This is a genomic window from Acinetobacter sp. CAU_H_S139_7 (genome assembly GCF_058599305.1).
In genome coordinates this window covers 3,438,461-3,446,251 of record NZ_CM178651.1, presented here as the reverse complement: position 1 = coordinate 3,446,251, position 7,791 = coordinate 3,438,461, and the positions used below count along the sequence as shown (strand labels likewise).

Annotated in this window: 4 protein-coding genes and 2 pseudogenes; 5 read left to right on the top strand and 1 reads right to left on the bottom strand. The window is 40.8% G+C overall.

Going from position 1 to position 7,791, the window contains the following annotated elements:
- Positions 1–107: 107 nt before the first annotated feature.
- The 3 genes from AC4MC0_RS16745 (at position 108) to AC4MC0_RS16735 (ending at position 5,340) form a co-directional block, all read left to right on the top strand.
- Positions 108–1,502, top strand: coding sequence for a TolC family outer membrane protein (locus AC4MC0_RS16745; protein ID WP_308469634.1), 1,395 nt, complete (start codon positions 108–110; stop codon positions 1,500–1,502).
- Between the two features lie 266 nt (positions 1,503–1,768).
- The gene (locus tag AC4MC0_RS16740; RefSeq protein WP_308469635.1) at positions 1,769–3,904 is read left to right on the top strand and encodes a type I secretion system permease/ATPase; all 2,136 of its coding nucleotides are present in this window, start codon (positions 1,769–1,771) and stop codon (positions 3,902–3,904) included.
- Positions 3,901–5,340 (top strand): HlyD family type I secretion periplasmic adaptor subunit, encoded by a 1,440-nt coding sequence (locus AC4MC0_RS16735; protein WP_005401926.1) that lies wholly within the window; start codon positions 3,901–3,903, stop codon positions 5,338–5,340. Before AC4MC0_RS16740 ends, AC4MC0_RS16735 begins: the two co-directional genes overlap by 4 nt.
- 128 nt (positions 5,341–5,468) lie before the next feature.
- On the opposite strand, the gene AC4MC0_RS16730 is transcribed toward AC4MC0_RS16735, so the two are convergent.
- On the bottom strand, positions 5,469–6,086 hold the full coding sequence (locus AC4MC0_RS16730; RefSeq protein ID WP_078390486.1) for a CAP domain-containing protein: 618 nt from the start codon (positions 6,084–6,086) through the stop codon (positions 5,469–5,471).
- A gap of 135 nt (positions 6,087–6,221) precedes the next feature.
- Here AC4MC0_RS16730 and AC4MC0_RS16725 point away from each other — a divergent pair.
- Positions 6,222–6,611, top strand: a pseudogene (locus AC4MC0_RS16725) (helix-turn-helix domain-containing protein); the annotation flags it as partial.
- A 70-nt stretch (positions 6,612–6,681) separates the two neighbouring features.
- A pseudogene (locus AC4MC0_RS16720) lies at positions 6,682–7,772 on the top strand (IS3 family transposase).
- The last annotated feature ends 19 nt before the right edge of the window (positions 7,773–7,791 follow it).

Genomic DNA, 7,791 nt, shown 5'->3' with positions numbered 1-7,791 from the left:
ACCTAGCGTAGAGGGCGGAGTCACTTCGCCCTCTATCCCAAATTTATTTATTAATATGATGGCAACATCGTTAAACATTTAAGAAACCTTAAAACAAGGGGAAACCTGTGAAAGTATTAGCATTAACAAAAATCGCAAGCATGGTTGCTGGGGCAAGTGTGGCAATGACTGTATCAGCAGCAGATTTAACATCAGTGACTAAAACTGCGATTGAAAATAATCCAGAGGTTCAGGTGCAATGGTCAAACTTTCTTGAAGCCACTGCGAATCAAAAACAAGCGCGAGCAGGTTATTTACCATCAATTGATTTAAATGCAGCCTATGGCAAAGGTAACCGTGAATTCGATGGTGATCGTGGCTGGTTCAATCAAGGTCAGGCAGAAATTGCATTAACGCAAGTGTTGTTCGATGGTTTTCGTATTAAAAGCAAAGTTGAGCAAGGCGATTATGCAGCGCTAAAACGCTATTATGAGTTAAATGCTGGTGTGGAACAAAAAGCCTTTGAAGCAGCGCAAGCTTATTTGGATGTTCAACGTTACCGTGATCTGGTTAAATTGGCAGAAACCAACTTTAATAACCATCAACGTGTTTATAACCAAATTCAGCAAAAGACCAAGCAGGGTGTGGGCAATGGTGCGGATTTAGCACAAATATCAGGTCGTTTATCTTTGGCACAAACCAATTTAATGACGGAACAAGCGAATTTAAATGATGTATCAGCACGTTTTGCGCGAATTGTAGGTGTTGAGCCAAGTAGTAATCTTGCACCCGTTACAATCAATGTGGCTCTTCCGAATAGCACACAAGAAGTCGTTACTGCTGCGTACAACAATAACAACAGTTTAAAAGCTGCGTTAAGTGAAATGCAATATGCACGTGCAAGTGCGCAAGAATTCAAAGCCAATATGTACCCGAAACTGTCGTTTGTGGCGCGTACAGGTTTATATCAAAACCGTAATAGTTTTGATGAACGCACCAATCCCGATAACGATAAATACGGGCAAGATAGCGCAGTTGAGTTAAGACTCAACTACAATCTATTTAATGGTTTTGCTGATAGAGCAGCCATGAATGCTGCCAATGCACGTGTTTTACAATCCGATGATTTGAAAAACAAAGCATGTGTCGATATTCGCCAAACTTCAGCCGTGGCTTATAACAATGTCAATAACTATAGCAGCCAGTTGCAATGGTTACAGCGTCATCGTGATGAATCTGCTTCAGTTGTGAAAGCGTATAATGATCAGTTTGATATTGGTCGTCGTACTTTGCTTGATGTACTTGATTCAGAAAATGAAGCCTTTCAGGCCAATCGTGCTTATGTCAGTGCGCAATATGATTTGAAAATTGCACAATTCCAAACACTTTATAGCACAGGACAATTGTTACCTGCGCTAGGTATTCAACGTGATAATTTACCTGCTGTATCAGAAGTGAGTCAGCGTGAAATTAATGCAGCGAATATGTGTTCTGCGAACGTGCAAGCACAAGTTGCTGAATAATGAAAGTATGAAATGAAAAATAGGGTGCAACGTGTGCCCTATTTTTGTTCGTAAAATATACATTTTATATAAGAGAAGTTTTTGTTATTGATTCGTTGGAAGCAATACATTAATTAGACCTCTTTCATAACCCCTTTGTTTTCCCCCTTGAGAAGTGGGATGAGGAATATATTCCGCAAGTGGGGTTTAAAAACTTATGAGAGAGGTCTATTAATAGCAAGTTTTAGTTCAAAAAATCAAAATGCATTTTGACCCATGGTGAATAAGTGACAACACAAATATTTGACCCTTTAGCGTTATGCCTGATTCGGGTGGCTAAAGATTATGAGGTAAGTATTACCCAAGAAGGGCTACTTTCTGGCTTGCCTTTGCCCAATGGTTTACTAATTCCGAGCTTTGTTTCGCGTGCTGCAGATCGTGTGAGTTTAAGCAGTAATATAGTGCAGCAAGGTTTAGCACAGTTAAATCACTTTGTGTTTCCTGCAATTTTATTGTTAAAAAATAATACTGCGTGTGTGTTGTATCGAATTGATCATGAACAGCAACTAGCAACCGTTTATTTTCCTGAATCAGCCGATACAGTGAAGCAAATACCTATTGCAGAATTGCAAGAGCAGTATGTCGGTTCAGTGATTTATCTGCAACAACGTCAATTTATTGTCGATAACAAATTGAAAATGGAAAAAAATCAGCAGCACTGGTTTTGGCGTGTAATTCGTGAACATCGTTCAATTTATAAAGATATTTTGCTCGGTGCATTATTCATCAATATTTTCGCCTTATGTTCTCCATTTTTTGTCATGAACGTTTATGACCGAGTGGTACCGAACCATGCCTTAGATACGTTATGGGTTTTGGCACTCGGCATCATGATTATTATTAGCGCGGATTTTGTTTTAAAGTTAGGACGCAGTTATTTTGTCGATTTAGCTGCGACGCGTGCAGACAATAAACTATCTGCTTATATCATGGAAAAAGTGCTTGGTCGTCGCATGGAGCAGAATAATATGTCGGTGGGTATGACGGCATCAAATATTCAATCCTATGAATCGATTCGTTCATTTACCAGTTCATTGACTGTTGTTTCCTTAGTCGATCTGCCGTTTTTTGTATTGTTCCTTGCGGTCATTTGTATCATTTCATGGGTGTTTGTGATTCCGCTGCTCATTGCAGCATTTATCATTTTATTGCACGCGTTGTCAGTGCATGTCAATTTGAAAAAATTATCTGATGCGATGGCAGAAGCTTCACAACAACGTCAAGCCTTGTTAATTGAAACTTTAAACAATGAAGAAACCATTAAGAGTTTTAATGCTAACGGTCGTATGCAAGCTTTGTGGGAAAAAGCCACCCGTTTTACCGTGCATTATTCTGCAAAGTTACGTTTTTTGGGTGGAACGGTTGGAAACTTTGCGTCATGGGTTCAACAAACCGTTGGCGTGGTCATTATCATCATCGGGGTTTACTTGATTGTTGAAGGCAAGCTCACGCAAGGCGCACTCATTGCCTGTTATATGATTTCGACTCGTGCGTTGGCCCCAATTGCACAGGTTGCAGGCTTACTTACTCAATATTATCAAGCGTCAAGTGCATTAAATTTATTGAACAAAACAGTTGAAGCGGAACAAGAGCGAGAAAATCTAAAAGGTTGGGTCAGTCATACCAATCTTATTGGTAATATTGAATTTAAAAATGTCAGTTTGCGCTATCCGAATGAGTCACGTTCAGCTTTGGAAGATATTACATTATCGATTCGCGCAGGTGAAAAAGTGGCGATATTGGGTAAAGTCGGTTCTGGTAAAAGCTCGATTGAAAAAATATTATTGTCACTTTATCGACCTACAGAGGGTACGGTATTTATTGATCAAACCAATATTGCACAGATTGATCCTGCGGAATTACGCAACCAAATTGGTTATATTCCACAAGACATCGACTTATTGAATGGTACGGTGTTGTCGAATATTGTGTTGGGCAATCCACATGTCAGCCGAACGGTTTTGGAACAAAGTTTAGTCATTTCGGGTTTAGGGCAGATTCTAAAAGCACATGAAGATGGTTTGTCTTTGCAAGTCGGTGAGCGAGGGCACAAACTGTCGGGTGGGCAACGTCAAGCAATCGCAGTTGCACGTGCAATTGCTCAAAATGCGAAAATTTTGATTTTCGATGAGCCGACCAGTGCCATGGATACGCCATTGGAAAATCATGTGATTCATCATTTAAAACAATACATGACAGCCCAACACACCTTGATCTTGGTCACGCATAAACCTGCGTTATTGGCTTTGGTCGATCGAATTATCATTCTTGAAGATGGCAAAGTCATTGCAAATGGCGAGAAAGAAACGGTCTTGAAAGCGATGTTTCCTCAACAAGAAAAAGCTGCAGGAGTAATGTCGTGAGCGAAGAACAAAAAAAGACCCATCGCGAGAAGCTGTTTCAAGGCGTAGGCAAAAGCATAGAAAACTCTGAAAAGGTGATGAATCCTATTTTCGGGCGTTTGCGTTTGTTTAAACAATATCAGCCTGCCGATGCAAATGATTGGCAGCGACAGGTTAAGGAAGTCACACAATCACAAAAACCACTCAAGACACGAATGACCCTTTATATTATTGCGGTGACTTTTGTCTGCCTGTTGCTTTGGGCAGGTTTTGCCAAAGTCGATGAAATTACTCGTGGTGAAGGCAAAGTTATTCCATCTCAACAGATGCAAGTGATTCAATCGGTTGATGGTGGCGTGGTTGAAAAGGTGTATGTGCAGGAAGGTGAGCACGTCAAAAAAGGCGATCTATTGATTCGTATTGACCCGACACGGTTCACCTCAAATTTGAATGAAGTTAATGCCAAGATTTTTGCCTTGCAAACCAAAGTTAGACGTTTAAGTGCACAATTAAATGGCTCGGGCTATACCTCAGGCAGTGTCCCAGCCGGTGTTTCACCTGATGCAGCGGCAATGATTATGGCGCAAGAAAGCCAATATTATGCAGAAAGTCTGCGTGAACTGAGTCAAAGAACGATGACCAATCAAGGCACGGTTTCGACCCGTCAACAGGAATCGCAACGGGCGCAAGCTGCGCTCGGACAAGCTGAAAGAGCCTATCAACTTGCAGTGCGTGAACTCAATACCACACGACCTTTGTTAAAGACTGGTGCGGTGTCGGAAATGGATATTTTGCGTTTAGAGCGTGATGTCTCCAATGCCGATGGTGAGCGTAAGCAGGCAGCAGCAAACTTACGTGGTTCGCAAGCCTCAATCGGCGAAGCGCAATCAAGAACCTCTGAAGCTGCGGTCAGTTTGAAAAACCAATGGCGCAATGAATTAGCAGAAGCGCAAGCGCAGTTGGTGAGTTTAAAAGAAAGTATTTCAGGCGTGGCAGATCGAGTAAAAACCACAGATATTCGTTCACCGACCAATGGTATCGTGCAGAAAATTTTCTTTAATACCATCGGTGGGGTGGTGAAACCGAGTGATCAAGTCGCGGAAATCGTACCTTTAGATGGTCAATTGATCGTTGAGGCAAAAGTATCGCCGAAAGATATTGCCTTTGTACGACCAGACTTGCCTGCGGTAATTAAATTTACCGCCTATGATTTTTCGATTTATGGCGGAATGGATGCGAAGGTGAAACACATTAGCCCAGACACATTTACCGATGAAAAAGGCAATATGTTTTATATCGTCCGTGCAGTGACAGACAAACCAACTTTCGGTAAAGGATTGTCTGTGATTCCAGGGATGACGGTTCAATTGGATATTATGACAGGTAAGAAAACAATTCTTTCTTATTTACTTAAACCAATTTTAAAAGCGAAAAACAATGCCTTAACCGAGCGTTAAGTCGAATAAACGTCATCAATCTACTAAAAATCCTTCTTTTAAAAAGAGGGATTTTTAATTTATAAAGCAGATTTTATAAGTGTTAATTTCAGTTTTTACCCGATCAAATAAAGATCTTGTACTCGGTTTTAGTTTTTCCCGCTACCAAAGTGTTGCACCCAGTATGTTCGATGGGTTGTAGGATTTCGGCTACATGCGATCGCATAATCTTTAAATTGCGGTTTCATTAAGTTATCGCAATGTCCTGGGCTTAATGCCAGCCAATTTTCAAGAACTTGTTTAAGGTTGGTTTGACCTGTTGCTAGATTTTCACCCCCACCGCCTTTATACCCTGTTTTTTTAATACGGAATCTAAGATTTTCACCTCCACGCCCGACATGACTTAAAATCTGACGTTGTGAAATATCCTGTGCATGCGCAGTTGAGCTCATCTGTAATTGATTATTCCATTTTAATGAATGAGTTGCCGAGTAGGCAATTTTTCCACATTGTTGGGAGTGATTTCGAATTTCATTAATGGCATTTAAAACTGCTTGCTGAAACTGTGGATTTTGAATGTCATCACAAGAGATTTTGTCAAAAGAGGCTAAAGTCTGTTGAGGATTTTTTTGAGTGGGTATCGTTGTTGATTTTGCAATGGTTTTATTTGATTGATGCTGCAAAGGCTGTTGTGGTTGTGAATTTGAACATCCATGTAGTAAAAAGTATAGACTGCATATAAAAGAATGATAAGCAATATTTTTCATAGTGCACCTCTAGCAAATTTTTTTATTCATCAGATGTATTAGTTCAGACTTGATCGGACATAACTCTTGAAAAAGATAAAGTTACCCATTTTGATAAAGGTGTCGAAATCTTAATCAAACAAAGGTAACTTTCTTATGTTGCATACTAACAATCAAATCATTAAACACAAAGTAGGTCTGCTCAATTTAGCTGAAGTGCTTCAGAATGTATCTAGAGCGTGTAAAGTGATGGGTGTCTCTAGAGATACTTTTCATCGCTATCAGGAGCTAGTACAGTCTGGTGACATGGATGCATTGATCAATAAATCCCGTCGAGTACCTAATCTAAAAAATCGTGTAGATGATGCTACAGAACTAGCAGTCATTGATTTCGCAACTCAGTATCCAGCTTATGGGCAGCATCGTACTAGTAACGAATTACGCAAGAAGGGTGTATTTGTTTCAGGTAGCGGTGTTCGCTCTATTTGGTTACGTTATGATTTAGAGAACTTTAAGAAGCGTTTGAAAGCACTCGCAGCTAAAGTGGTAATCCCCCCTAAAAATAATAGGATCTAAAAGTAGAATTTTCTCTTAAGATACGAGCAGGAGATTCTGCATGAAAACATCTAAATTTACTGACAGTCAGATCATGTCCATCTTGAAACAGGCAGAATCTGGCACACCTGTAGCGACCCTTTGCCGTGAACACGGCATGAGTAATGCTACCTTTTATAAATGGCGTGCCAAATATGGTGGTATGGATACATCATTAATGGCTCGACTGAAAGAGCTAGAAGCCGAAAATACCAGACTTAAAAAGATGTATGCGGAAGAGCGATTAAAGGCCGAAATCATCCAGGAAGCGATGGCAATGAGCAGCACTGCTGCGCAAGGGTAAAGCCATCTTGCCGGCGTAAGATGGCACAACAGGCAGTTGCCCAGCATGCCATTAGTATTCGTTTGGCTTGTAAAGCATTTGGCATTAGTGAAACCTGCTACCGCTATCAAGCCAAACTCAGCGATGACAATGCACTCATTGCTGAACAGCTCATTGAACTCACTGAGGAAAATTCCGATTGGGGCTTTGGTTTGTGCTTCTCGTATTTACGGCATGTTGAGAGTTGCTGCTGGAATCACAAGCGGGTTTACCGCATTTACTGTGAGTTGGCACTGAATCTGCGTATTAAACCGAGAAGAAGACTAAAACGGCATGCGCCTGAACCATTGAAAGAACCAATCCGAGAAAATCAGGTTTGGTCATTAGATTTTATGCATGATCAGCTTTCCGATGGTCGCAAGTTTCGATTATTGAATGTGATTGATGATTACCGCCGCGAAGGCCTAGCCATTGAAGCAGGGTTCTCATTGCCCACAATCAGGGTTATTCGTACGTTGAATCAATTGCTGGAGTGGAGAGAAAAACCGTTAGTGATCCGATGCGATAATGGTCCCGAATTTATCAGTCACGAATTTGTGCGCTGGGCTACTGAGCACGGTATTCGTATTGAATATATTCAACCGGGTAAGCCACAGCAGAATGCGTATATTGAACGCTATAATCGGACCATACGTTATAGTTGGCTGAGCAAGCATTTATTTGATACTTTGGATGAAGTACAAGATTATGCAACAAACTGGTTGTGGCATTACAACCATGAAAGACCACATCAAGCTAACAAAGGAAAGCCACCTCTAATGGCTGCTTAACCTCTACTTTTAACTTCGG